General features: G+C 52.4%; 22 protein-coding genes. 7 read left to right on the top strand and 15 right to left on the bottom strand.

The window, feature by feature from the left end; all coding sequences use genetic code 11:
* The first annotated feature begins 216 nt into the window (after positions 1-216).
* Positions 217-1,374: an aspartyl/asparaginyl beta-hydroxylase domain-containing protein gene (locus tag G6Q15_RS00350; protein WP_240330678.1), complete on the top strand. Its 1,158-nt coding sequence runs from the start codon at positions 217-219 to the stop codon at positions 1,372-1,374.
* Positions 1,375-1,388: 14 nt separating this feature from the next.
* Here G6Q15_RS00350 and G6Q15_RS00345 read toward each other — a convergent pair whose 3' ends face one another.
* Complete coding sequence (locus G6Q15_RS00345; RefSeq protein WP_164114401.1) at positions 1,389-3,146, bottom strand: DUF885 domain-containing protein; 1,758 nt, start codon at positions 3,144-3,146, stop codon at positions 1,389-1,391.
* Positions 3,147-3,286: 140 nt separating this feature from the next.
* Between G6Q15_RS00345 and G6Q15_RS00340 the strand changes: the two genes are divergently transcribed.
* The 3 genes from G6Q15_RS00340 to G6Q15_RS00330 all read left to right on the top strand — a co-directional run bounded on the left by G6Q15_RS00340 (position 3,287) and on the right by G6Q15_RS00330 (position 6,516).
* Positions 3,287-4,624, top strand: a complete 1,338-nt coding sequence (locus G6Q15_RS00340; protein ID WP_240330677.1) for an MFS transporter — start codon at positions 3,287-3,289, stop codon at positions 4,622-4,624.
* A gap of 14 nt (positions 4,625-4,638) precedes the next feature.
* Positions 4,639-5,565, top strand: a complete 927-nt coding sequence (cysK, locus tag G6Q15_RS00335) for a cysteine synthase A (RefSeq protein WP_164114397.1) — start codon at positions 4,639-4,641, stop codon at positions 5,563-5,565.
* A gap of 69 nt (positions 5,566-5,634) precedes the next feature.
* Entirely contained in the window at positions 5,635-6,516 is an 882-nt protein-coding gene (locus G6Q15_RS00330; protein ID WP_345940280.1) for an aspartyl/asparaginyl beta-hydroxylase domain-containing protein, read from the top strand.
* A gap of 33 nt (positions 6,517-6,549) precedes the next feature.
* On the opposite strand, the gene G6Q15_RS00325 is transcribed toward G6Q15_RS00330, so the two are convergent.
* The 4 genes from G6Q15_RS00325 to hisI form a co-directional block, all read right to left on the bottom strand.
* Complete coding sequence (locus G6Q15_RS00325) at positions 6,550-6,900, bottom strand: hypothetical protein (protein ID WP_164114395.1); 351 nt, start codon at positions 6,898-6,900, stop codon at positions 6,550-6,552.
* Positions 6,901-7,132: 232 nt separating this feature from the next.
* Positions 7,133-8,935 (bottom strand): acyl-CoA dehydrogenase C-terminal domain-containing protein, encoded by a 1,803-nt coding sequence (locus G6Q15_RS00320; protein ID WP_164114393.1) that lies wholly within the window; start codon positions 8,933-8,935, stop codon positions 7,133-7,135.
* Between the two features lie 71 nt (positions 8,936-9,006).
* Positions 9,007-9,438, bottom strand: coding sequence for a MerR family DNA-binding transcriptional regulator (locus G6Q15_RS00315; protein ID WP_164114391.1), 432 nt, complete (start codon positions 9,436-9,438; stop codon positions 9,007-9,009).
* A 58-nt stretch (positions 9,439-9,496) separates the two neighbouring features.
* The gene (gene hisI, locus G6Q15_RS00310) at positions 9,497-9,856 is read right to left on the bottom strand and encodes a phosphoribosyl-AMP cyclohydrolase (RefSeq protein WP_164115042.1); all 360 of its coding nucleotides are present in this window, start codon (positions 9,854-9,856) and stop codon (positions 9,497-9,499) included.
* 156 nt (positions 9,857-10,012) lie between these two features.
* On the opposite strand from hisI, the gene purF reads away from it, so the two are divergent.
* The gene (purF, locus tag G6Q15_RS00305; protein ID WP_164114389.1) at positions 10,013-11,470 is read left to right on the top strand and encodes an amidophosphoribosyltransferase; all 1,458 of its coding nucleotides are present in this window, start codon (positions 10,013-10,015) and stop codon (positions 11,468-11,470) included.
* Positions 11,470-12,186, top strand: a complete 717-nt coding sequence (locus G6Q15_RS00300) for an SDR family NAD(P)-dependent oxidoreductase (protein ID WP_164114387.1) — start codon at positions 11,470-11,472, stop codon at positions 12,184-12,186. The genes purF and G6Q15_RS00300 overlap by 1 nt, the downstream gene beginning before the upstream one ends.
* A gap of 3 nt (positions 12,187-12,189) precedes the next feature.
* Here G6Q15_RS00300 and G6Q15_RS00295 read toward each other — a convergent pair whose 3' ends face one another.
* From G6Q15_RS00295 to G6Q15_RS00270, 6 genes are all read right to left on the bottom strand, one after another.
* A complete protein-coding gene (locus G6Q15_RS00295) occupies positions 12,190-13,398 on the bottom strand; it encodes a serine hydrolase (RefSeq protein ID WP_164114385.1) in 1,209 nt (402 codons plus the stop codon).
* Positions 13,399-13,416: 18 nt separating this feature from the next.
* Positions 13,417-14,679 carry a cyclopropane-fatty-acyl-phospholipid synthase family protein gene (locus tag G6Q15_RS00290; RefSeq protein ID WP_164114383.1) on the bottom strand — a complete coding sequence of 421 codons (1,263 nt, stop codon included), beginning with the start codon at positions 14,677-14,679 and terminating at the stop codon, positions 13,417-13,419.
* Between the two features lie 105 nt (positions 14,680-14,784).
* The gene (locus G6Q15_RS00285; protein WP_164114381.1) at positions 14,785-16,179 is read right to left on the bottom strand and encodes a deoxyribodipyrimidine photo-lyase; all 1,395 of its coding nucleotides are present in this window, start codon (positions 16,177-16,179) and stop codon (positions 14,785-14,787) included.
* A gap of 14 nt (positions 16,180-16,193) precedes the next feature.
* Positions 16,194-17,153 (bottom strand): metal-dependent hydrolase, encoded by a 960-nt coding sequence (locus G6Q15_RS00280; protein WP_164114379.1) that lies wholly within the window; start codon positions 17,151-17,153, stop codon positions 16,194-16,196.
* Between the two features lie 26 nt (positions 17,154-17,179).
* Positions 17,180-18,208, bottom strand: coding sequence for a 2-oxoacid:ferredoxin oxidoreductase subunit beta (locus G6Q15_RS00275; RefSeq protein WP_164114377.1), 1,029 nt, complete (start codon positions 18,206-18,208; stop codon positions 17,180-17,182).
* An 86-nt stretch (positions 18,209-18,294) separates the two neighbouring features.
* Positions 18,295-20,160, bottom strand: coding sequence for a 2-oxoacid:acceptor oxidoreductase subunit alpha (locus G6Q15_RS00270; RefSeq protein WP_164114375.1), 1,866 nt, complete (start codon positions 20,158-20,160; stop codon positions 18,295-18,297).
* 198 nt (positions 20,161-20,358) lie between these two features.
* Between G6Q15_RS00270 and G6Q15_RS00265 the strand changes: the two genes are divergently transcribed.
* Positions 20,359-20,838, top strand: coding sequence for an RNA pyrophosphohydrolase (locus tag G6Q15_RS00265; RefSeq protein ID WP_164114373.1), 480 nt, complete (start codon positions 20,359-20,361; stop codon positions 20,836-20,838).
* Between the two features lie 21 nt (positions 20,839-20,859).
* Here G6Q15_RS00265 and G6Q15_RS00260 read toward each other — a convergent pair whose 3' ends face one another.
* The 4 genes from G6Q15_RS00260 to guaB all read right to left on the bottom strand — a co-directional run bounded on the left by G6Q15_RS00260 (position 20,860) and on the right by guaB (position 24,344).
* Entirely contained in the window at positions 20,860-21,381 is a 522-nt protein-coding gene (locus G6Q15_RS00260) for a tetratricopeptide repeat protein (RefSeq protein WP_164114371.1), read from the bottom strand.
* A gap of 83 nt (positions 21,382-21,464) precedes the next feature.
* Positions 21,465-22,661, bottom strand: coding sequence for an RsmB/NOP family class I SAM-dependent RNA methyltransferase (locus G6Q15_RS00255; protein WP_164114369.1), 1,197 nt, complete (start codon positions 22,659-22,661; stop codon positions 21,465-21,467).
* Complete coding sequence (locus G6Q15_RS00250; RefSeq protein ID WP_164114367.1) at positions 22,658-22,867, bottom strand: hypothetical protein; 210 nt, start codon at positions 22,865-22,867, stop codon at positions 22,658-22,660. Before G6Q15_RS00250 ends, G6Q15_RS00255 begins: the two co-directional genes overlap by 4 nt.
* 19 nt (positions 22,868-22,886) lie before the next feature.
* Complete coding sequence (gene guaB, locus G6Q15_RS00245) at positions 22,887-24,344, bottom strand: IMP dehydrogenase (RefSeq protein WP_164114365.1); 1,458 nt, start codon at positions 24,342-24,344, stop codon at positions 22,887-22,889.
* Positions 24,345-24,407: the final 63 nt, after the last annotated feature.

The following is a 24,407-nucleotide window of genomic DNA, read 5'->3' as shown; positions in this document are numbered from 1 at the left end:
TGGGTACAGACTTTGCGGTGAAACCGTGTGTCAACAACAGTAAGGCTTTCTTCAACTCCGGCAACGAGGAAATAAGCTATACAGCGCTGCTTCAGAAGAACACTCGTTACTGGAAAGAAGTAACATCAGTTGAAAGTTGCGCCTGCAGTCAGTTTGTCAATCAAAATGCATAATTCGGTAAGTTGATATGCCCGCGCATATTGCTATAGCGGCTGCATGACCATGCACCCGAACACCGTACAGCAGTTGACACAGGAAAGCACGGAAGCGCTTCGTAGAGGTGATGGCGCATCTGCGCGTGCAAAACTTCAGGAAATTATCAAAAACGGACCGGGCATGCCGAAACCATGGTTCCTGATGGCACAGGCATGCCACCTTGCCGATGACGCAGAAGGCGAAGACAATGCACTGGAACAACTTTTAACAGACGAGCCCAGACATCTGGTAGGCTTGCTGATGAAAGGCGTGCTCAAAGCCAAACAGGGTGACAGCCGTGCTGCTGCTTCTTTTTACCGTACAGCGCTCAATGTCGCTGCACAGCTACCGCAAATTCCGCAAACCATTGTGCCAATGTTGCAAAAGGCCGAAGCTCATATCGAATCTTCTAGCGCCGATTACGAAGACTTCCTGCTGGCGCAACTTGAAGCAAAAGGAGTTTCACGATCTGTATCGCCGCGATTTGACCAGTCGCTTGATCTATTGCTGGGCAAAAATGAGCTGTATCTGCAGCAACCATCGGTATTCTATTTTCCCGGCTTGCCACAGCGTGCATTTTATGAGCGCGAGGAATTTTCATGGATCGCCGATATGGAAGCACAAATCCCTGCCCTGCAGCACGAGCTGCAGGGCGTTTTGCAACAGAAAGATGAATTTGCACCTTATGTGAAAATAAATCCCGAGCGGCCGTTACCCAATAATGCCCTGCTGAACGATCCCAGTTGGGGTGCATATTATTTCTGGGAAAACGGAGTACAGGTGGAAGAACATGCGGAGCAGTGCCCGGTTACAATGGAAGCACTGACGCAGCCGCCACTGCCGATCATTAAGGAACGCTCACCCATTGCGCTCTACTCACTGCTGAAACCCGGTACACATATTAAACCCCATCATGGCGTATTGAATACGCGGCTAATCTGCCATATTCCGCTGATCACTCATGATAAATGTGCGCTGCGCGTGGGCAGCGAGACACGGCGCTGGGAAGATGGCAAAGCGCTCATATTTGATGACAGTTTCGAGCATGAAGCCTGGAATCGCGGTGATAGCACACGCATTATATTGCTGTTCGAAGTCTGGCGCCCTGAAATCACGGAGGAAGAGCGCGTTGCCCTTACCGCTATATTTGAGGCGATCAGCTATTATGATGCCGGGTAGGGTAGGGTAGTGTGTCAGAAAACAGCTTTTGCCTCATCTTCTTCCATCATGGCCTGACGCACCATCGGGATCGGAGGCCCGCCATAACCTAGGAACGTGTCGTGAAATTCTTTCCAGCCTTCACGGCCACCTTTGTCCTTGGTCCAATCATCGCGCAGTTTGCGGATCATCAGCTTACCAAGTGTATAGTTGAGATAAGCAGGGTCGTAAGTACCCCGCGCCGATTGCTGTATGGCGGTTCCTTCTGCCTGAAAACACTCATCTATAAACAGCTGCTTTGATTCCTCCTGGCTCATCCCGCGTGCATGTAGGCCGATAGCAGAAAGATAGCGGCAGTCGCGCAGCAACGCATTGCTGATCTGACCGATCCGCACTTCATCAGGTTCCAACCCCGGCATATCATCGGGAAGGCCCGCCTCGATCATCAGTTCTTCGCTATAATGGGCCCAGCCCTCGGCAAAGGCATAACCGATGAACAGCCGTCCAAACAGCGAATCTGCACGGTTGGCATGCAGGAAGTTGAGAAAGTGTCCGGGCCAGATTTCATGTACACTTGTGCCTAGCAAATCGGCTTTTCCGGATACGAACTCGTTGCGGGTCTGCTCATCCCAACTCGGATCCGGCGGACTGATATAATAGGCCGAGGGCAGTCCTTCCTCAAACGGTCCGGGTATATCGATATAAGCCGAGTTTTGACGGTTGTAAGGTGGTGATTCCTCTACCTGCGCGGTTTCGGTCCCCGGAATGGACATGAGGTCTTTCTTTTCAAGGAATGCCTTGAGCGGCGGCAACTGACGGCGCGCTTCGGCAACCGGACCATCGCTTGCTTTGTTCGCGCTCATTTTGTCCATGCACGCCTGCATGGTAGCGCCTGGTGCATAGCTGGCACAGGCTGCTTTCAGCGCATCCTGATTGCGTTTCAGGTCCACGCGGCCAATCGCCTCAAGCTCATCAAGCGGTACGTCAACCATCTCGGTCTGCGCCAGCATGCGTGAGAACCGGTCTGCACTCAATGCGAAATCCTGCGTTGCACTCGTTTCTTTGGCCTTCAGGAAATCAGCTACATCCTGCACAGCAAGCGAAGCTTTACCCGCGGCATTGCGGAATTCGTCCTGCAAGCTGCTATCATCAACACCGGCAAAAGCCGCTTTCGCATCGCTCAGAAAGAAATCGGCAAATCCTGTAAATCCGGCGACACCATATTTGATATAGCTTGCCGGTAGATCCCCTTTCAGGTTTGCTTTGATCTGCTCTGCTGCCTCAGGAATATTTTTCGCATATTTGATAAAAGCCTGCATGCGTGTCTTATCATCTGCATAAGGCCGCGCGATGTACACATTGGGATCGAGCGAACCCACGTAAAATGCGGGGTTCTTATGTGGCCATTCAGCGTCTTCAAGCCAGAAAAGCTGGCCTTCAGCAACTGAGACAAGATAATTACGCTCAAATGCCTGTTCTTTTGTCAATTGCTTCGGGTCGATGGAGCGCGCGTCGGCTATGGCCTGCTTCAGGAAATCTATCTGAGCCTTGAGGCCCTCTTCACTCCAGTCAGGCAACTGCCCATCAAACTCATGCTTGCCCTGATATACTGCAAAGTCAGGATTGAGCGGCATATACCCGTCAACAAACTTGGTTACAAAACCATCCCAGTCCGCTTTTTCAATTTCTGATATGTCAGTTCCAGCTGGTGCTTCAACATTTTCAGCTTGTTTACAGGCGGAAGGCAATATGGCGACACCCAGCATTAATGCGGTCAGTATAGCTTTTCTCATGACGTCGACTCCATTTATAATATTTCTTCGCGATAGACTTGCACGTCCCAAGCGCTCTGGCAAAGCGTTTCAGCAAAACTTTAATGGGCAAAACAATTGCCGCCTTTCCTACTGCGTTCAACTCGTCTAGCGAAACAGATGTGAACGAGACCCAAACAGACAATAGCCCGCACGGACCGCACCCGTTTACGATAGCGAATTTCCGCTATCTGTGGTTTTCACGGTTGTCCGCCATGTTCGCGCTATACGCAATGATGCTTATTCTTGGCTGGCAGGCCTATAATATCGCACGTGAAGATATGGGCATCGGCGCTTCGGCAGGAATATTGGGGCTGCTTGGTTTGCTGCAGTTTGTCCCGCTTTTTATCCTGACCCCGCTGGTGGGCTGGGCTGCCGATCGGATGGACCGACGCTGGATCGTGCGGATTGTGATGGGTGCGCAGGCCGCCATTGCCAGCTTGTTGGCATTTCTTACTTATAGCGACCTGATATCACTCTGGGCGATTTACATAATCTCGGGTGCGCTGGGTATCTGCCGTGCTTTCCTGGGCCCTGCAATCGCTTCGCTTGCGCCCAATGTCGTGCCTAAAGAATCGATTCCACGCGCCATCGCGCTTGCGACAATCGCATGGCAGGTGGGCGTGATAGCCGGCCCTGGTATGGCGGGACCGTTGTACAAGATCGCCCCTTTCTTGCCCTATGCCGTATGCGCTGCACTCTACCTACTTGCCATGCTAGCTGTGTTCCTGATTACACCTGTATCACGCAGTGAAATTGACCGCAGCAAGGGACCGCTTCGGCAGGTTCTTGACGGGCTTTCCTATGTCGGCACAAATAAACTGGTTCTGGGGGCCATCACGCTTGACCTCCTGGTCATGTTCCTTGCGGGGGCAACGGCTATGATACCCGTATTCGCACGCGACATACTGAACGCAGGCGAGATCGGTCTGTCGCTGCTTGCCGCCTCTCCTGCCATTGGCGCCGTCATCGTCGCTTCCGTTTTCTCGTTCGCACCGCTGTCGCGCAATGTCGGAAACGTGATGCTCGTGTCGATGGCCATATTCGGGCTGGCCACTATCGGCTTCGGCTTCAGCCGGTCCTTGCCGCTGTCAATGCTGTGCCTGGGCATATGCGGCGCAGCAGACATGTTTGGTGTTTATGTGCGTAGTTCATTGATTCAACTGCATACGCCCGATGACAAGCGCGGCCGCGTCAATGCGGTCAGCCAGATGACGATCAGCGCCTCCAACGAACTGGGCGATGCCTTTTCCGGTGGGCTCGCATTGTTGTTTGGTCCAGTCGCGGCCATTGTAGCAGGCGGCACAGGCGCTATATTGGTTACAGGATTATGGTCACGCCTGTTTCCTCAACTGGGTGCGGCCAAGACATTTGATCCGCCACAGGAAGTCCTGGATGCGGAAGAAAAAATGCGCAGAAACGTAACCAAGGACGATGAGGCCACGAAACAGGGTTTATGAAGGAGAGAAATTCCATGAAAGCAGCAAATATACTCGAAACCATCGGTAACACGCCGCATATCCGTATAAACCGCTTGTTCGGCGACCACGAAGTCTGGATCAAATCGGAACGCTCCAACCCGGGTGGTTCCATCAAGGACAGAATTGCCCTTGCCATGATTGAAGACGCTGAAAAATCTGGAGCGCTTAAACCAGGCGGCACCATTATCGAACCTACATCGGGTAACACTGGTGTTGGCCTTGCCATGGTGGCCGCCGTCAAAGGGTATAAACTGGTACTCGTCATGCCTGAATCCATGTCGATCGAACGCCGACGACTGATGCTCACCTATGGTGCTACATTCGACCTGACGCCGAAGGAAAAGGGCATGAAAGGCGCAATTGAACGTGCACAGGAACTAATCGATCAAACGCCCGGCGCATGGATGCCGCAGCAATTTGAAAATCCGGCCAATGTCGATGTACATGTACGCACAACGGCGGAAGAAATTTTGGCTGATTTCAAGGATTCTCCCATTGATGCCATTATTACTGGCGTTGGCACGGGCGGGCATATCACTGGTGTTGCGGAAGTGCTGAAAAAGCACTGGCCTGACCTGAAAGTCTATGCCGTGGAACCGGCTGGCTCACCTGTTATCAGTGGCGGTCAGCCAGGCCCGCACCCGATACAGGGCATTGGTGCAGGCTTCATTCCCGGCAACCTGCATACACAGGCTATTGACGGAGCAATCCAGGTCGATCCTGCCGATGCCAAGGAAATGGCACGCCGTTCAGCTTCGGATGAAGGCTTGCTGGTAGGCATCAGTTCAGGCGCAACGCTTGCCGCCATCGCGCAGAAGCTTCCGGAGCTTGGCAATGATGCACGGGTACTGGGCTTTAATTATGATACAGGCGAACGTTATCTGTCAGTACCCGACTTCCTACCTGAGCAGAATGGCTGATACGATGTAAATCAATACCGTAACCCGTTGCGGTATAAAATGAAATTTATTCCGCTATAATGTCAACTGATGCCAGGCGGCGCGTTGATTTTACAAAACAGCCTACGCAGCTTACAATACGCAAGATGTAAAATAATCTTGCGTATTGTAAATGTGCGTGCGGGTTTTGATATGGAAAACGCTGAACAAGGGGAACATATAAACGGGCGGGCAAAACGTCCATTGACTATCCGTGTCGGCAAAAAGTTGCGCAATTCCATAAACAGCATATGCACATCACAATCACGCATACCCGTGGCGTCAATACTTTCAGAAAAACTGCTTCCCTGGACCAGTATGTTGGGGGATCAATGGCATGAAATCGCGCATGAAGCGGAGCAAATCCTGAAGTTCAGGGAGGCCATTCCCCCCTTGAAGGATATTTCCCCCGACCATGCCCGCATTGCCGGCGATGGTAACTGGCGATCCTTTTTCCTTATTGGATATGGCTATGAAGTTGCGGAAAACTGCGCACGCGCACCTTTAACTGCGGCTCTGGTCAAGCAGATACCTGATCTTAATTCAGCTTTTTTCTCCATATTGGCACCCGGAGCAAAAATACCCTTGCATCGCGGCGTAACCCGCGGGCTTGTTACTTGCCATCTGGGGCTAAAAGTCCCTGAAGACGCGGAAAACTGCTGGATGAATGTGGAGGATGAGAAAGTTTACTGGGAAAATGGCAAATGGATCGTTTTCGACGATTCCTACCGCCATGAAGTGGAAAATAACACGGAAGAAACCCGTATCATCCTGCTGATACAGGTAAAACGCCCAATGCGCGCATTGGGAACCGTGCTAAACAATGCAACCCTCTGGGGCATCCGCCGGTCATCCTTTGTACAGGATGCCCGGCAGAACCTTAGTGATTGGGAAACAGTGTTCCAAAAGATGGAAAAAAACGAAACAGTATGAACTGTACAGTATCCCAGCAGGTCATGTATGTACTTATTCTTCGCTCGCTTCTGTTTCAGGATTTGGCATATCGGTTGAATCAGGCTTCCCATCACCATCCGTATCAAAAGCATCTGGTTTGCCATCACCGTCACGATCCCAAGCATCTGGTTTACCGTCGCCATTCATATCCCATATGTCGGTTTTGCCATCGCCGTTCACATCCCAGGCATCATTTGTACCGTCACTATCAGTATCCACATTGGGTGGAGGGATATCACTTGGCGGTGCTTTAGCAGTTTTTTCGGGAGGTGCTTCAGTATCCTGGGCATGAAGCACGCCAATAGCAAAGGGTGAAAGCAAAAATGCCATACCAGCTATGCGGATCTTGATTGGGGTTTTCATCACTTTATTTCCTTATGATTGTTCCCCTGTCGATTGCAGATTCGCTTTTACAGCTTCCAAAAACCAGCATTTGTCGTTCACATGAGCGGAAAGAAGGATAAGCAGAAAAGCCCATAGAACCGGTCGTTCCTGAGCGTCGAATCAACTTGTTTGCCACATTTGTGATGCTGATTTACCGCACAAAAAAGGCCGCAAAGATGCGGCCTTTCTCAGTTTTCTGTTCGGGAATCGCTTAGGCGACTTCAAACATTTCCGGCTCCAGCGCCATGGTCGCTTCACTACCTGCCTCAATCTTGCGGCGCAATGCACCTGCTTCAGGCATAATGCGTTCCGCAAAATAGCGCGCTGTCACCAGCTTGGTTTCATAGAATGCGGCATTGCCTGTGCCAGCGTCCAGCGCATCTGCAGCAACCTTGGCCATACGCAGCCACATCAGACCAAGCGCTACAATGCCCATGATATGCATGTAAGCATGGGCACCAGCACCAACATTATTGGGGTTTTGCATACCGTTTTGCATAAACCACATAGTCGCGGCCTTGAGCTGTCCACTTGCCTTTTCCAGATGCTCGGCAAATGCCGCCAGTTTCTCGTTACCTTTGGCATCGGCGCATTCTTCATCGATAATCTTGAAGAAAAGCTGCACCGCGCGGCCACCATTTTGTGCCAGCTTGCGGCCAACAAGGTCCATGGCCTGAACACCGTTCGTACCTTCATAGATCATGGCGATACGGGCGTCGCGCACATATTGCTCCATGCCCCATTCGGAAATATAGCCATGGCCGCCATAAACCTGCTGCATGTTCGTGGCGATGTCATAGCCTTTGTCTGTGCCATAACCTTTGATAACAGGTGTAAGCAGACTGATCAGGTCATCAGCTGTCTGACGTTCTTCTTCAGTCTGTGCCTTGTGCGTCAGGTCCACCTGCAATCCGCCCCATAGGCATAGCGCACGCAACCCTTCAGTCAATGACTTGGCTTCCATCAACATGCGGCGTACATCGGGGTGCACGAACAGCGTATCCGCTTTTTCGTCTGTATCTTCAGGGCCGGTCAACGCCCTGCCCTGACGGCGATCTTTCGCATATTGCACACCGTTCTGGTAGGCGACTTCACCAACGCCCAACCCCTGAATACCAACGCCAAGACGCGCGGCATTCATCATGATGAACATGGCGGCAAGGCCTTTATTTTCTTCGCCCACCATATAACCCACTGCACCATCATAATTCATAACGCAGGTCGAGTTGCCATGGATACCCATCTTGTGCTCGATCGACCCACAGGTCACAGGATTACGCTCGCCAAGTTCTTCATCATCACCAACCATAAACTTGGGTACGATAAAGAGCGATATGCCTTTAACGCTATCAGGTGCATCAGGCGTTTTTGCGAGTACCAGGTGGATAATATTCTCCGCCATGTCATGCTCACCGGAAGATATGAAAATTTTGGTACCGCTAATCTTGTAGCTACCATCGCCTACAGGCTCTGCCTTGGTACGGATCAGGCCCAGGTCAGTACCGCAATGCGGCTCAGTTAGGTTCATGGTACCGCCCCACTTGCCAGAAACCATGTTCGGCACATATTTGGCCTTCTGCTCTTCGCTGCCTTTGGCAAGAATTGCCGAAATCGCACCGTTGGTAAGGCCAGGATACATGGCAAAGGCCATATTGCCTGACATCATGTATTCTTCAAAAGCAAAGCCGATAGCATGCGGCAGCCCCTGCCCGCCAAATTCCTCCGGTGCGGCCAATGTGCCCCAGCCTGCCTCACGGTACTGGTCAAATGCCTCCTTGAAGCCTTTGGGTGTTGTCACACTGCCGTCATCATGACGTGTACAGCCTTCCTCATCACCGGACTGATTCAGTGGGAACAGCACTTCTGCCACAAACTTGCCACCCTCGCTCAATACGGCGTCGGTCATGTCAGCTGATGCATTCTCAAAACCGGGCAGGTTTGTCAGTTTTTCAAGACCAAGAACTTCGTTCAGGACAAACTGTGTATCGCGTACTGGCGGGTTATATTGTGGCATGTCAGTTCCTTTTGGGTTTGTACATTTCAATCATGGCGGCAGACCGCTGCCAGAGTGTTTAAATTCGTTGCTCAGTCAGCTGATGTTTCCGCTTCAACCTGCTCAACTGTCTCGATAAAATCGGAGAGTTCCTTGATAGCACTATCCAGATCTGCCTTCTGTTTACGCATAATGCCAACTCTTTCGCGGCACTTTTTAATCGTAAAGCGGCGCTGTTCACTGCGATCATCGCCCATATCATATAAATCAATCATTTCGCGAATTTCATTCAGCGAAAAGCCAACATTCTTGGCCCGCATAATCCATGCCAGCCGCGCCCTGTCTCGCTTGGAATATACCCGGGTCAGGCCATTGCGCTCAGGCGAGATCAGCCCCTCATCCTCGTAAAAACGCAGCGCACGTGCCGTGACACCAAATTCACTCGAAAGATCGGATATGGAAAACTTTTCCCGGTTATGGATATCGGGCGTTTCCAATGTGGCATGGTTTGAATGACTGCTCATACGTTATCTATAGCTAACGCTAACGTAAACGTCAAGGTGATTCCGTTACGGCTAAAGCCTATATGTGCTCCAGTCCGTCTTTCTTCACACGCCTATAAAAACAGGAACTGGCGCCTGTATGGCATGTCGGTCCTGCGGGCTTTGCGACAATCCACAAAGCGTCCTGATCGCAGTCAACACGCATATCCACGACGTGCAGTAAATTGCCCGACGTTTCCCCTTTCATCCAAAGCTTCTGGCGCGAACGTGAAAAGAAATGGACGATGTCACTCGTGACCGTCTTTCGTAATGCCTCAGCATTCATGTGCCCGATCATAAGCACATCCTTGCTGTGACTGTCAGTCACAGCAACAGTCACTAGCCCGCTGGCATCATATTTCGGATCGAGCATAAGCCCCGTCTCGCGTTCCTTGTCCATGCGGTTACGCATAACAAGCCTGCACACAAACTCAAATCAAACCCGGTAAAATATTTTACTCTTGATGATTTTTTCCCTTTTTTATGACAGGGGGAAGACAAATGCTTTCGAGCGGCCTATAGGTCGGCACTCGTCTGGCAAGGGATTCTTTCGGCTATGATTACGACCCACCCTTTTGATGATGACAAGCTTCATGAAGAATGCGGTGTGTTCGGTGTTTCGGGCACAGCAGATGCGGCCGCAATGGTTGCACTGGGCCTGCATGCGCTGCAACACCGCGGACAGGAAGCCGCCGGGATTACCAGCTTTGACGGCAAAGAATTCCATACCCACCGCGCACTTGGCCATGTAGCAGGTAATTTCGACAGCGGTGATGTTGTGGGCGCACTGAAAGGTGAGACAGCATGCGGCCATGTCCGCTATTCAACGACGGGCGAAACAGCGCTGCGCAATGTGCAGCCACTTTATGCCGAATTGGCATCGGGCGGCTTTGCCGTAGCGCATAACGGCAATATATCCAATGCCGTAAAACTTCGCCGCGAACTGGTCCGTCATGGTTCAATCTTTCAATCCACTTCGGACACTGAAACTATTATTCACTTGGTCGCGACCTCGCGATATCGCACGCTGCTCGACCGGTTTATTGATGCACTGAAGCAAGTCGAAGGCGCCTATTCCCTTATTTGCATGACAAATGAAGGCATGATTGCCTGCCGTGATCCATTGGGTATCCGGCCCCTGGTCATGGGCCGTCTGGGGGATACGGTGATATTCGCTTCAGAAACTGTGGCGCTGGATATTGTTGGCGCGAAATATGAACGCAGCGTTGAGCCTGGTGAACTTATCGTCGTCACCAACGGTGAAGTGCGTTCGCATCATCCTTTTGGCAAACAACCCGCTCGCCCCTGCATATTTGAACATGTCTATTTCTCACGTCCTGATTCAATTGTAGACGGCTCTTCGGTTTACACTGTGCGTAAAGAAATTGGCGCACAGCTTGCTGCGGAAAACCCGGTGGATGCCGACCTTGTGATACCGGTGCCCGATAGCGGCACACCTGCAGCCATCGGTTACGCGCAGGAATCGGGCATCCCTTTCGAGCTCGGCATTATCCGTTCACACTATGTCGGACGCACGTTCATTCAGCCAGGCGATGGTGTCCGGCATCTGGGTGTCAAGCTCAAGCATAATGCCAACAAACCGCTGGTGGCGGGCAAGAAAATCGTGCTGATTGACGATTCCATCGTACGCGGCACAACATCGCTTAAAATCGTGCAGATGATGCGCGATGCGGGCGCAGCAGAAGTGCATATGCGTATTGCCAGCCCGCCCACCCAGCATAGCTGTTTCTACGGTGTGGACACACCGGAACGTAAGAAACTGCTGGCCGCCCGCAAGTCCATTGAAGAAATGCGGGAATATATACAGGCGGACAGCCTATCCTTCCTATCTATCGAAGGATTATACCGGGCACTTGGCGAGACATCACGTGATGCGGCCATGCCCAGCTTTTGCGATGCCTGCTTTACCGGGGCCTATCCCACCACCCTTACCGATCTGGATGAGCGGGAACAGCCCGATCAGCTTACATTATTGGCAGAAAGGCTCGGATAATGATCGGCATGTTTGATGGACAGTTGGCGCTGGTTACCGGTGCGAGCCGCGGGATTGGTGCGGAAATAGCCAAAACACTCGCTGCACAGGGCGCACACGTCATACTGACAGCACGCACCAGTAGTGATCTTGAACAGGTAGAAGAAACCATTCATACGGCGGGCGGCAAAGCAACCATTGCGCCACTCGACCTGACCGATCCGGAGAGTATTTCACGCCTTGCCCAAGCTGTATCAGGTCGCTGGGGTGCGCTCGACATCCTGGTACTAAATGCAGCAATGCTTGGTACTTTGACTGGCGTCTCGACAATAGATGGGCAGGAATTCAACCGCGTTATAACACTCAACTTGATGGCACAGCAGGCAATGATTGCGAATTTTGATGTCATGCTGCGCAACAGCAAAGATGCCCGTGTTGTTGCACTAACCAGCTCTGTCGCAAAATCTCCACGCGCATATTGGGGAGGCTATGCTGCCTCCAAGGCCGCGCTGGAAACTCTGGTCATGTCTTACGGTGAGGAAGTTCGTAACATGGCAAAAATCCGCACGGCAATCGTTGACCCAGGCCGCACCCGCACCAAAATGCGCGCGCAGGCCTATCCTGGTGAAGATCCGCAGGCACTCAAAACTGCGGATATCGTGGCCAAGGAAATTGCAAACCTGCTTTCCAGTGATTTTGAGACCAATGTCCGCCTGGAAATCGAGAACAAAGCTTAATTCTTATTCGGACGTAATCGCATTTTCGGCATCAATGACCGACTGGACATGGCGGTAGAATATATCGCGTTCTTCTTTTAGACGGTCATTGGTGGCTTCAGGCCAATTGCCATTGGTCGCTATCACCAGCCTGCGTGCTGGATCCACGAAAATGCCCTGCCCAAAAATGCCTTGTGCAGCAAAACTGCCGTCATCATATGTCCACCATTGATAGCCATAGCCTTTACCGGGCAGGCCGATATCGGCCTGTTTCGTACCAGCATTCGCAAACCAATCTTCAGGAACTACCTGCTGACCATTCGCCTTGCCGCCTTCAACCACAAATTGCCCGAACAAAGCATAATCGCGCAGAGCCGCGGAAATACAGCAACCGCCGATTTCGAAACCACCATCATTCAATATCCATTCGGCGTCCATCTGCATGCCGAATGGCTGCCAGACTTTCTCCGACAGATAATCCGATAACGTTTTGCCGGTTGCTTTGGCCACCAACACTCCGATCAGATTGGTTTCGCCAGTATTATACTGCCAGCGAGTGCCAGGTTCTGCTTCGCGTTCCAGCGTCGCCATGTAAGTCAGGATCGGGTTATCACCGTTTTTTGATTTTGTTGTGTTGAATTTGGCCACGTCGGAATTTTCATCCGCGTAATCCTCATTCCATTTCACACCCGATGTCATGGTGAGAAGCTGACGAACCGTAACGCCATCATACCCACTGCCACTCAGTTCTGGAATATAGTCCGTAAGCAGATCATCAAGCGATTTGATATACCCATCCTGCACCGCCGCACCAACCAGCGTTGACACCAATGATTTTGCCACGGAAAAACTGGTCCAACGGCCATCCGCTGCATAATCCAGTTCATAGGCTTCCGAACGGATTTTCCCGTCATACAGGATAATCAAACCGGCATTGCGTTGATCCGCCATATACTTGCCAAGCGTCCATTCATGTCCTTCACTGCTCCAGGTACCCAGATCAAGCGGCGCGCCCTGCGCGAGGTCATACGTGTTCTCGCCAGCAGAAATCGTGCGTGTGGTGGTCAGACTGTCCATCTGCCGAAATGCGTTGTCACGCTGATCCTGAGTCCAAAACAGCACGTTCTCATCCGTGGGGAGGCCAGCAGCATCTGCCGCCACCCGCTTGACCGCATCGCATGCCGGCAAGGCAAGCAGCATTGCTGCCCCCGCCAAAAGACCTAAAATCCGCATAGTGCTCTCTCCATCCAATCATTGTTTTATAAGTGTCACCTGGCTTACATTTATCCCGCCACCACGGAAGCCACCTTCACAGTACATCAGGTAAAAACGCCATAATCGCACGAAATAGGAATCAAAACCCTGTGGCAACCCGCCGTCTTCAACAGCCTTGTCAAAACTCGCACGCCAGCGCCTTAGCGTTTCCGCATAGTGCAGCCCAAAGTCATGCTGGTCCTGCCACTTTAACCCGCGCTCTTCAGCCAGCTTTCGAAAACGGCTCTCCGAAAGCAGCATGCCACCTGGGAAAATATAGGTCTGGATGAAATCTGCGCTGTTGGCATAACTTTCAAATACATCATCGGCGATGCTGATATATTGTAATGCCGCGCGTCCGCCGGACTTCAGTCTGGCCACAATCGCGTCCAGATAGGCGGGCCAGTATTGCCGCCCGACAGCCTCAACCATCTCGACACTGGCAATGGCGTCAAACTGCCCCTCGACATCGCGGTAATCTATCAGGCGGTAGTCAATGGGTAAATTACCACGCAGCTGTTCGGTATGTTTCTTTTGCTCTTCAGACAGCGTAATCGCTGTCACCTGCGCGCCTTTTTCCTGTGCAAGGTGACGCGACATTGCGCCCCACCCACAGCCGATCTCAAGAACACTTGCCCCTTCACAGAGTTGCAAACGGTCGGCGATATGTTCCATTTTACGCTGCTGCGCATCACAGAGATGCTCTCTCGTAGATAAGGGTTCCGCAAACAGCGCACTTGAATAAGTCATGGTTTCATCCAGCCAGGCAGAATAGAAATCATTACCTAGATCATAGTGAAAACCGATATTCCTACGCGCGCCACTGCGGCTGTTGCGACGCAGGAAATGCAGCGCCGCATTGACAAGCCGTGATATTCCGCTTGCGCGTGCGGTAGAACCCAACCCCTTGCGATTACGTACAAACAGGTCAAACAGGGGCACTGGATCCGGGCTTTCCCATTCACCCTGTTCCCATGCCTTATACCAGCCAACCGACCCTGAACGTGCAAGGCGGACCAATGCATGCCAGCTGTTCAGCTTCACAATTGCTGTTGGCCCCGGTCCACGCCCGCCAAGCATGCGGCGCGTACCATCGGGCAGCGTCCCGTCTATCGCTCCACGCTCCAGTCCCGTATCAATGCGGCGCAATATCCTTTCGAAACCAGCACCCATGGCACGCGCAAACAGACCATTGCCGGTCAAAAACCTCCTGTCCGCCTGGACCAAGTGCTTGCCACGATGTGAAGTCGGTGCATCCATGTCCGCAATTATGGCGAACACCGGGCAACATCGCAATTCATTTTAACTACATGTTCAGCCTGGACTGACACGCTCCCGGCAAGCAGGCCACGGCAAATGCACGTTTCAGCCTTTTACCTTCTGATAAGCCTGCAGCGCGCGTTGACGGGCTGCCTTATGGCCAATCAGTTTGGCGGGGTAGCTATCGGGCCTGCAACCATGCGCTTCAGGGTCATGGACATAAGGATCATCCAGGTCCGCCAGCTCAGGCACCCATGTACGGATATAGTCGCCTGCATCAAATTTCTCCGACTGGCTGAGCGGGGCCATGATACGTACAAACATATTGCTGTCTATGCCTGTTCCCGCCACCCATTGCCAGTTGGTGGCGTTGGACGCATAGTCAGCATCAACCAGCGTATCCCAAAACCATTTCTCCCCCTCTCGCCAGTCAATCAACAGGTGTTTGACAAGAAAACTTGCGGCGATCATCCGCACCCGGTTGTGCATCCATCCCGTGCTCCATAGTTCACGCATTCCCGCATCGACAATCGGATAGCCAGTCTGTCCCCTGCACCATGCGTCAAATTCATCGCGAACGGTGGAGGAACGAAAATCACGCCAGGGCATATTGCCAAACCGGTCGCGTGCATTTTTTGCGCCATATTCAGGATATTGCACAATTACGTTCTGCGCATAATCGCGCCAGACCAGTTCTTTGTGGTATGTCGTTACATCCTGCCCGTGTCCTGATACACGGTGCCACACACACGCCGGTGAAACCTCACCAAAATGCAGATGCGGCGAAAGACGCGATGTACGTTCCTGAGACGGCAGGTTACGGCCATCATCATAGCCTGTAGCCTTGTCAATAAAACTTTCGATATTGTCCCGTGCACCATCTTCGCCTGGTGCCCAGGCTTTGGCGAAACCCCCGGCCCAGTCAGGATTTTTCGGCAGCAGTTTCCAGTCATCCAGCACATCACTTATCGGCCAGTCGGCTGGAGACTCTATTGAAACCGGAGCACGCACGGCTTCTGCGGGCGGCATATACTCACGCAATGTTTTCCAGAATGGTGTATATATCTTGTACGGATCACCGCTGCCCGTCGTAACACTTCCCGGCGGCATAAGATAATTGCCATCATGCAGAACAAGTTCACAACCGTCGCCCAGTTGCTGTTTTAACGTACGCTCACTATTGCGCCACCACGGCTCATAATGGCGCAGCGCATGTATTTCACTGGCATCTGTCTCATGCGCGATATCTGCCAGAATATCCGACGCAACCCCGCGCCTCAGGATCAGGCGGGATCCTATCTGTCGCAGGCTTTCATCAAGCGATGCCAGCGAGTGGTGCAGCCACCACAGTGACGCGGCGCCCATTTTACGATGCCGGGGCGTTTTCTCATCCAGCACATAAACGGGAATGACCGAAGCATTTTCAGCCGCCGCACGTACCGCCGCCTGGTCAGAAAGCCGTAAATCGCGCCTAAACCACAAAATCACAGGTTTCGTCATGTTGCAGATCCGCCTTAGTTACCCGTCTCAGTCGTGACCGCGAATCTGTCTGCCGTCAAGGCACTGGAAAAACGGGCATCACCTATGGTGACGCTGCGTTTGCCATCATGTTCCTTTACAACGGCAAAAGGCGTGCGGGCCCAGAAAAGAAGAGGCGCTACATCGGGGTTTTTGGCCTTAAGCAACTCGTAATCAACATTTGGCACATGCGTATTTATCTGCCGGACATTATTCCAATCAAGGCCTCGACCAAACTGAAACGGCGCTTCACTGTAAAACCCCTGTGCGTCACCTATCAGCACATCGCGGTACCAGAACCTGACAGGTACTGCATTGGCAATAACGATTGTCGGCACTTCGCCCTTTTGCCTTTGATATTCAGTGTTTCCAGCATTTTCAGCGCGGTTGCTGATCACCCCATTGGTACCAATATAGACGAGGACAGCAGCCAGCGAGATAATGGCAGGATTACGCCAATTGTCCTGCTCTGCCTTTTCACGCCTGCGTGACAGCCAGATACCCAGCGCAAGCGCACTCCATACCCAGACGTCGATTATGAAAAGCGTATCCCCATAAAACCACTGACTCGAAAAAGGTTCGAGCAGGCGGATACCGTAATTGTTGAGATAATCGAGTGCCGGATGCGATAATGTACCAATATAGGCCAATCCCAACAGCCAGCCTTTATGGATAGGCAGGCGGGCCGCAGGTCTTTTATCCCGCTGTGCTTGCCAGCCATCAAATACTATCATGGCCCATGTCAGCAGCAGCGGCAGCATGAGTATGGCTATCGGGCCATGTGTGATTCCGCGCCGGATCGCCAAATGCTGATGCCCGCCCAGCAATGTCGCAAAGGCATCAATGTCCGGAAGATTGGCCGCAATGACCAACGTTGCGGTGGCGAGACCGGTTTTCTTTGCTAGCCCTGCCCGGGATAATGCCCATCCAGCAAGGCTATGCGTAAAATTATCCACTTATTTGGTCCTAAGCTCTTTCAGTCCTAAAGCTCTGCCCTGCCTTCTTTCACGGTCCAGGTCTGGCCTTTGCTGACCAGCGCCTGCAAGTCCGGCTTTTTGCCTTCCGACGCCAGCCTGTTCTGTTCTACCACGGCGCTTTCAAATGTCGGTTTCGGGTCATCATAAAGCACGCCCAGCGCCATTGGAAATTCACCAAAGGGAAGTTCCACCAGCATGTGTGCGATGCTGCGATTGGTCACGTCATGGACGATCACACCTGCAGCTTCCCAATCGCCATCTACGACATTAACGACTTTCAGAGTCAGGTTTTCATTATCAAGCGCGATGCCCTTTTCACCTTTTTCAAATAGCATAGGCTCGCCATCCGTCAGCCAGAGCTGTGTCGAGGCCGCCGTTTTCTTCGCCGCGAATTCCTCGAAAACATCCTTATTATAGACAATACAGTTCTGAAATATCTCGATAAATGCCGCACCCTTATGTGCATGTGCGGCTTTCAGTACATCGGGCAGGCCTTTATGCACATCAATGCCCCGGGCCACAAAACGTGCTCCTGAACCCAATGCAAAAGCGCATGGTGAGGCCGGGTGATCCACCGATCCATAGGGCGTTGACGGACTGGTCGTGCCTTCTCGTGAAGTCGGCGAATATTGCCCTTTTGTGAGGCCGTAAATCTCATTGTTGAACAACATGATCTGGCAGTCAAGATTGCGGCGCAGCACATGCATGGTGTGATTGCCGCCAATAGAAAGTGCATCGCCATCGCCGGTGATAATCCATACATCCAGCTCAGGATTGGCCAATTTAACGCCTGTCGCAACCGCAGGTGCACGGCCATGGATGGTGTGAAAACCATAGGATTCCATATAATAAGGAAAACGGCTCGAACAGCCAATGCCGCTGACAAACACCGTGTTGGCAGGGTCAGCGCCTAGCTGCGGCATAGTACGCTGCACAGCTTTCAGGATCGCATAGTCACCACAACCCGGGCACCAGCGTACTTCTTGATCGGTTTCCCAGTCTTTCAGCGTCGTTACTTTGGTCATCTCGTTCATATCCGGCTCCTAACCGAGCAAAAAGTAAATTACAGCCAGAACTGCGATGAGCATCGCGATCAATATGGCGGGGTGCAGAGGCTTGTTCATGCGAGATTCTCCTCAATGGCAGCGAGTATTTCGGCAATCAGGAAGGGCTGGCCCGATGTTTTGTTGAGCGGCTGAGCATCAACAAGGAACTGATCACGCAACAATGTCTTAAGCTGTCCAGTGTTCATTTCCGGAACCAGTACTTTCTCATAAGACTTCAGCAACTCACCCAGATTTTTCGGCATCGGCCAGATATTGCGGATATGGATATGGCTGACGTTATGGTCCGCTTCACGTGCACGGCGCACGGCCTGATGGATTGGACCATAGGTCGAGCCCCAGCCGACAATGGCCAGCTTGCCACCAGCATCACCCAGATCAACTTGCTGATCATCAATGCTCTCTGCCACACCCATCACTTTGTCACGCCGAATTTCAGTCATTTCCTGATGATTTTCAGGTGCGTAGTCAATATGCCCTGTATCCACCGCTTTTTCGATACCGCCAATGCGGTGCATCAGATCGGGTGTGCCTGGTTTTACCCAGGGGCGTGCCAGCTTTTCATCACGGCCATATGGTTTGAAACCGCCATCCTGCGCTTCTGTTAAATGCTGCACCGGAAACGCTTTATAATCCGACATATCGGGCACGGCCCATGGTTCGGCAGCATTGGCGATATATCCGTCGGTGAGTAGCATGACAGGTGTCATATACTGCACCGCGATACGAACCGCTTCAATCGCGCAATCAAATGCATCCGCGGGTGAGCGCGCTGCGATAACCGGCATTGGTGCATCGCCATTACGGCCATAGACCGCCTGATACAGATCAGACTGTTCAGTCTTGGTTGGCAGGCCGGTAGAAGGTCCGCCGCGCTGGGAATTGACAACCACCAGTGGTAATTCAGTCATAATCGCGAGCCCCATGGCCTCACCTTTCAACGCGATGCCGGGTCCCGAACTGCTGGTCACGCCCAGGCTGCCGGAATAACTGGCGCCGATGGCCGATGCGATCGCGGCAATTTCATCCTCTGCTTGAAATGTTGTAACGCCATATTCCTTATAGCGCGCCAGATGGTGCAAAATTGCCGATGCAGGCGTGATTGGATATCCACCAAAAAACATGGGTAAGTCAGCAAGATGCGTACCCGCAACAAGACCCAGCGAAATCGCTTCCGCGCCCGTTATGGTCCGGTAAAGACCGGGTTCGGATGGCGCGGCGGGAATATGTACTTTCTGCATGGGGCCAGAAAGCTCCGCCGTTTCACCATAGGCATGGCCTGCATTCAACGCCGCAATATTGGCTTCGGCAATTTCCGGTTTTTTCGCAAACTTCTGGTTCAGCCAATCGACAATCGGCTGCCGTTCACGGTCAAACATCCAGAGCGCCAATCCCAGCGTCCACATGTTCTTGCACCGAAGTGCTTCTTTGTTGCCAAGACCAAAGGGCTTTACAGCATCCAGCGTCAACTGCGATATATCAAATGACAGCAACTGCCATTTCGCTAGCGAACCGTCTTCCAGCGGATTATTTTCATATTTGGCTTTGTCGAGGTTGCGTTTCCCGAATTCACCGCTGTCAGCAATGATAAGACCGCCTGGCTTGAGCGCTTCAACATTGGTCTTAAGCGCTGCCGGATTCATTGCCACCAGAACGTCTGGTTGATCACCGGCAGTATTGATTTCACGGCTGCCGAAATTAATCTGAAATGCTGACACACCAAAAAGCGTACCTTGCGGCGCACGGATTTCCGCCGGAAAATCGGGGAATGTGGCAAGGTCATTGCCTGATAGTGCCGTCGACAGCGTAAACTGCCCGCCGGTCAGCTGCATACCATCACCACTGTCACCCGCAAAGCGGACAACAACCGCTTCTGGAACTGCATCTATCTTACCGGTATTTACTTCAGCGGCGCTGGCCATAATTCGTCCACTTCTTCACTTTTGCAGGCTTACTTGGTGCATCACTTAGCATTGAACAGCAAGGGTGCAATTTAGAAATTATATCCACCGCCCCTGTTCTGGCTTTCTCACAATGTGCAATTCACCATTTTTCAGGGATAGACCTCAGCCTTATTTCTCACTAGCGTTGAAGCGCAACAGAAAAGAAATAGTGACTATATGACTGATCCGGAAAACCTGCCTTACCGTCCCTGTGCAGGCATCATGCTCGCCAACAAAAATGGTAAAGTGTTTGCAGCCCAGCGCCTTGACAACCCAGGCGTTGATGCATGGCAAATGCCACAAGGTGGAATTGACCCCGGCGAAGACCCCAGACAGGCGGCCTTGCGCGAATTGTTCGAGGAAACAGGCATAGCTGCTGAAAAAGTAACAGTGCTCGCGCAAAGCAGTGAAGAGTTATTCTATGATCTGCCGCCTGAACTTGTCGGTAAAATCTGGAAGGGCAAATGGCGCGGTCAGCGGCAATGGTGGTTCCTGATGCGTTTTTTGGGCAAGGACAGCGATATCAATATTGATACCGATCATCCTGAATTCAGTGAATGGAAATGGGCGGATGCTGAAAGCCTGCCCGAGGTGATAGTGCCGTTCAAAAAAGAATTGTATCGTGCAGTCCTGAAAGAATTTCGCGATCTGATATAAGCCGTTTGTTCGGGCAGACGATTAGGGGGTTTCGCTCGCTTCACCAATAACAGGTTCAGGCGTCACCGCTTCGGCCGAAAGCACCTTGGAAGGTGGCCCCTGGTCAATAGTCGCGCTCAGCTGTGCCACTTCAGCGCAATCTGTGCGACAGATACTTTCCAGTCTGGCAAGATTCTCACGCGCTTTTTCAACCGCCCCGCGCTGCACCATCGCTTGCCCCTGTCCGGCAAGCGCAACCCTGTCATTCGGGTTGATTTCCAGCGCTTCACGGTAGAGCCGGATGGCTTTTCCGGGTAATTTCTGTTCCTGCGCAATTTTGGCCAGCGCGATAAACGCATTGCGGTTTCCCGGATCAATGGCCAGCGCCGATTCATAAAGATCTGCGGCAGCCATCAAATCCCCTGCATTCTGCGCTGCTTCACCTGCTTCAACTAATGTCACTGACTTCGGATCAACTTCACGTTCGCTTTGCTGGCTATATGTCGCGCTGGACGTGACTGCGAACGCCAGTGACAAAGCTAAAGCTGCTGGTGAATAACGCATAATAAACTCCCGAAAACCACTGATATCTTCTGTATGAGAGGCGGACATATCACCGGCCATCTGACTGTCAGATGAAGACAAAGTCATGATTTGACAAGCCGCGTCATGAAAAAACCATCCGTCCCATCATGGTTCGGGGAAAGCAACCTGCCAACCGGAGCGCCATCCGCCTCTATTGTTCGACCAATCTGCATATCAATTGCATCTATACGCCAGCCTTTGTGCCCTGACAAGAAAGCTGCGATCTGCCCTGCACCTTCGGCCTGTACAAGCGAACAGACCGCATAGACCAGCGCGCCACCCGGCTTGACGAGCTTTGCAGCCATATCCAGAATTGCGGACTGCTGCGCAACTACGCTATCAAGGCGCTTCGGCGTCAATCGCCACCGTGTTTCAGGGTTGCGCCGCCATGTCCCAGTCCCGCTGCATGGTGCATCGACAAGGACAATGTCAGCTTGCTCAGCATATGGTTCAAGCTTCTCCCACTCGCGCCCAGCATCCAACAACAGCGTTTCAATATTTTCAGCATCCGCACGTTGCCTGCGTGGTTCAAGACGCGAAAGGCGGTTGCGGTTGGTATCAGAGGCTATGATGCGTCCGTCATTCTGCATATCCGAAGCCAGTGCCAGTGTCTTGCCTCCTGCCCCGGCACATAAGTCAACGACCAGCGCCGCACCGGACGCCTTACATGCCGCAACAATCGCCTGACTGCCCCAGTCCTGTATATCAATCGCACCCCTGCTCCAGAGCGGGTCTTGCTGGATCTGTGTGCCGGCGGGCAGGCGCGCCGCATGTGGCCATTCATCGCTATAACTTGTTTCTGGCCATGTATCCGACAGTTCAGCACGGCTTGTTTTGCGTGGATCAAAGCGGATATCGAGCGGTGCACGATCCAACAACACAGGATGTTCATCCTCACCAATTAACGGCGACAAATGCAGTTTTATCCAGTCTGGGATCGCTTCTCCTTTGGCCGCGACTTCTTTTGCGTCGATAGCTGCGGGACCATAGTTCGAACCATCAAACAAAAGTGCAAGCTGCGGATCTTGCTCCGCCAGCCCCAGCATCGCCGCACGTCCGCTGGTAGGCATCTCGCCAAAACGGCGGATCGCATCATAGGTCAGGTCACGTACCGCGCGCCGATCCTTTGATCCCATATAACGGCGTGTCTTGAAGTAATTTGCCGCAATTTTGTCCGCGCTCGGTCCATTGTCACGTGCAGCAACGATAATCTCATCCAACAGGTCTATGGCAGCCTGAACACGCGCCGGGGGAGTCATTCGGCTACACGATCATCTAGTGAAAGACACTGGAACGCAACTTTTGTGCCCGCACCATATTTCTCTCTTACAATCCTGGTTTGTTCGGCTGCCGCCGCCTGACACGCTTCGACTGTCAGGAACGCATCGCTTGTCCATTTAGGTGCTTCTTCAGGCGTGCCAGCAGGCCAGAATGTAAGTATCAGGAATATTTTCATCAGTTCCATATGTCTGGCCTACCTTGTTTTAGCGTGATGGATAATTTGGCGCCTCACGGGTGATTGAAACATCATGCACATGGCTCTCACGCAATCCTGCATTGGTGATGCGCACAAACTCTGCTTTGGTCCGCAGGTCGTTAATCGTCGGTGATCCGGTATAACCCATAGCAGCCTTTACACCGCCGACAAGCTGGTGAATGACTTCATTGGCCGCGCCCTTGAACGGCACCTGGCCTTCGATGCCTTCAGGCACCAGTTTCAGTTGATCCTTGATATCCTGCTGAAAATAACGGTCAGCCGATCCGCGTGCCATGGCTCCCACCGAACCCATGCCGCGATAGCTTTTATATGCGCGTCCCTGATACAGGAATGTTTCTCCCGGCGCTTCTTCCGTACCTGCCAGCATCGAACCGATCATCACAGTCGATGCACCAGCTGCAATCGCCTTTGCCGCATCACCCGATGTGCGCAGGCCCCCATCGGCAATGACAGGGATATCTGATTTGTCAGCTTCCTTTGCAGCATCCATGATAGCGGTCAGCTGCGGAACACCGACACCCGCCACCACACGTGTTGTACAGATAGACCCGGGACCGATCCCGACCTTGATGCCATCCGCGCCTGCATCTATCAGCGCGCGTGCGGCTTCTGCCGTGGCCACATTGCCAGCAATAATCTGTGCTTCTGGATGCCGCTTTTTCACTTCGGCAACCGAATCTATCACCATGCGGCTATGGCCATGCGCCGTGTCCACGACAACAACGTCACATTCCGCTTCGATAAGCGCGCTTGTCCGGGCCATGCCATTTTCACCGACCGTCGATGCGGCGGCAACGCGCAGGCGGCCTGTTGCATCCTTGGTTGCATCGGGGAATGTCACGGCCTTTTCGATATCCTTGACGGTGATCAGGCCGATACAGTGAAAATCATCATCCACGACGAGCAGCTTTTCGATCCGGCGTTGGTGCAACAGGCGCTTTGCTTCCTCATGGCTGACACCATCAGGCACGGTTGCCAGATTCTCGCGGGTCATCAGTTCGCTGACCTTCTGCGCAGGGTTTTCCGCAAAACGCACATCACGGTGAGTCAAAATACCAGCCAGCTTGCCACTATTTTCAACAACAGGGATACCGGAAATATGGTTCTGCTCCATAAGCACCTGTGCTTCGGACAGGTTCGCATCGGGCGATATGGTTATGGGATTGACCACCATACCGCTTTCAAAGCGCTTCACCTGCCGTACGGCAGCGACCTGCTCTTCTACCGAAAGATTGCGGTGCAACACCCCGATACCACCCATTTGCGCCATGACAATCGCCATATCGGCTTCCGTTACTGTATCCATGGCAGAAGAAAGCACGGGAATATTGAGCGTGATATCACGGGTCAATTTTGTCCGTGTATCGGCCTGCCCTGGCACAATGTCAGAGGCTGCAGGGCGCAGCAAAACGTCATCAAAAGTTAAACCGAGGGAAATTTCCATGCCGCGCCGCCTTTATGCGTTTATTGATTCGTGGCGGTATCGTGTAAACGCGATAGCAGCAAA

The sequence above is a fragment of the Sphingorhabdus sp. Alg239-R122 genome (genome assembly GCF_900537065.1).
Taxonomy (GTDB): Bacteria; Pseudomonadota; Alphaproteobacteria; order Sphingomonadales; family Sphingomonadaceae; genus Alg239-R122.
This window is presented reverse-complemented; position numbering and strand designations above follow the sequence as displayed.

Coding starts and splice junctions, on each gene's coding strand:
- G6Q15_RS00250 (WP_164114367.1), bottom strand. CDS start 22,867: ATGGAACTGATGAAAATATTCCTGATACTTACATTCTGGCCTGCTGGC.
- guaB (WP_164114365.1), bottom strand. CDS start 24,344: ATGGAAATTTCCCTCGGTTTAACTTTTGATGACGTTTTGCTGCGCCCT.
- purF (WP_164114389.1), top strand. CDS start 10,013: ATGATTACGACCCACCCTTTTGATGATGACAAGCTTCATGAAGAATGC.
- G6Q15_RS00270 (WP_164114375.1), bottom strand. CDS start 20,160: ATGGCCAGCGCCGCTGAAGTAAATACCGGTAAGATAGATGCAGTTCCA.
- G6Q15_RS00285 (WP_164114381.1), bottom strand. CDS start 16,179: ATGACGAAACCTGTGATTTTGTGGTTTAGGCGCGATTTACGGCTTTCT.
- G6Q15_RS00345 (WP_164114401.1), bottom strand. CDS start 3,146: ATGAGAAAAGCTATACTGACCGCATTAATGCTGGGTGTCGCCATATTG.
- G6Q15_RS00300 (WP_164114387.1), top strand. CDS start 11,470: ATGATCGGCATGTTTGATGGACAGTTGGCGCTGGTTACCGGTGCGAGC.
- G6Q15_RS00350 (WP_240330678.1), top strand. CDS start 217: ATGACCATGCACCCGAACACCGTACAGCAGTTGACACAGGAAAGCACG.
- G6Q15_RS00295 (WP_164114385.1), bottom strand. CDS start 13,398: ATGCGGATTTTAGGTCTTTTGGCGGGGGCAGCAATGCTGCTTGCCTTG.
- G6Q15_RS00260 (WP_164114371.1), bottom strand. CDS start 21,381: ATGCGTTATTCACCAGCAGCTTTAGCTTTGTCACTGGCGTTCGCAGTC.
- G6Q15_RS00290 (WP_164114383.1), bottom strand. CDS start 14,679: ATGGATGCACCGACTTCACATCGTGGCAAGCACTTGGTCCAGGCGGAC.
- G6Q15_RS00255 (WP_164114369.1), bottom strand. CDS start 22,661: ATGACTCCCCCGGCGCGTGTTCAGGCTGCCATAGACCTGTTGGATGAG.
- cysK (WP_164114397.1), top strand. CDS start 4,639: ATGAAAGCAGCAAATATACTCGAAACCATCGGTAACACGCCGCATATC.
- G6Q15_RS00330 (WP_345940280.1), top strand. CDS start 5,635: ATGCCAGGCGGCGCGTTGATTTTACAAAACAGCCTACGCAGCTTACAA.
- G6Q15_RS00275 (WP_164114377.1), bottom strand. CDS start 18,208: ATGAACGAGATGACCAAAGTAACGACGCTGAAAGACTGGGAAACCGAT.
- G6Q15_RS00325 (WP_164114395.1), bottom strand. CDS start 6,900: ATGAAAACCCCAATCAAGATCCGCATAGCTGGTATGGCATTTTTGCTT.
- hisI (WP_164115042.1), bottom strand. CDS start 9,856: ATGGACAAGGAACGCGAGACGGGGCTTATGCTCGATCCGAAATATGAT.
- G6Q15_RS00320 (WP_164114393.1), bottom strand. CDS start 8,935: ATGCCACAATATAACCCGCCAGTACGCGATACACAGTTTGTCCTGAAC.
- G6Q15_RS00315 (WP_164114391.1), bottom strand. CDS start 9,438: ATGAGCAGTCATTCAAACCATGCCACATTGGAAACGCCCGATATCCAT.
- G6Q15_RS00265 (WP_164114373.1), top strand. CDS start 20,359: ATGACTGATCCGGAAAACCTGCCTTACCGTCCCTGTGCAGGCATCATG.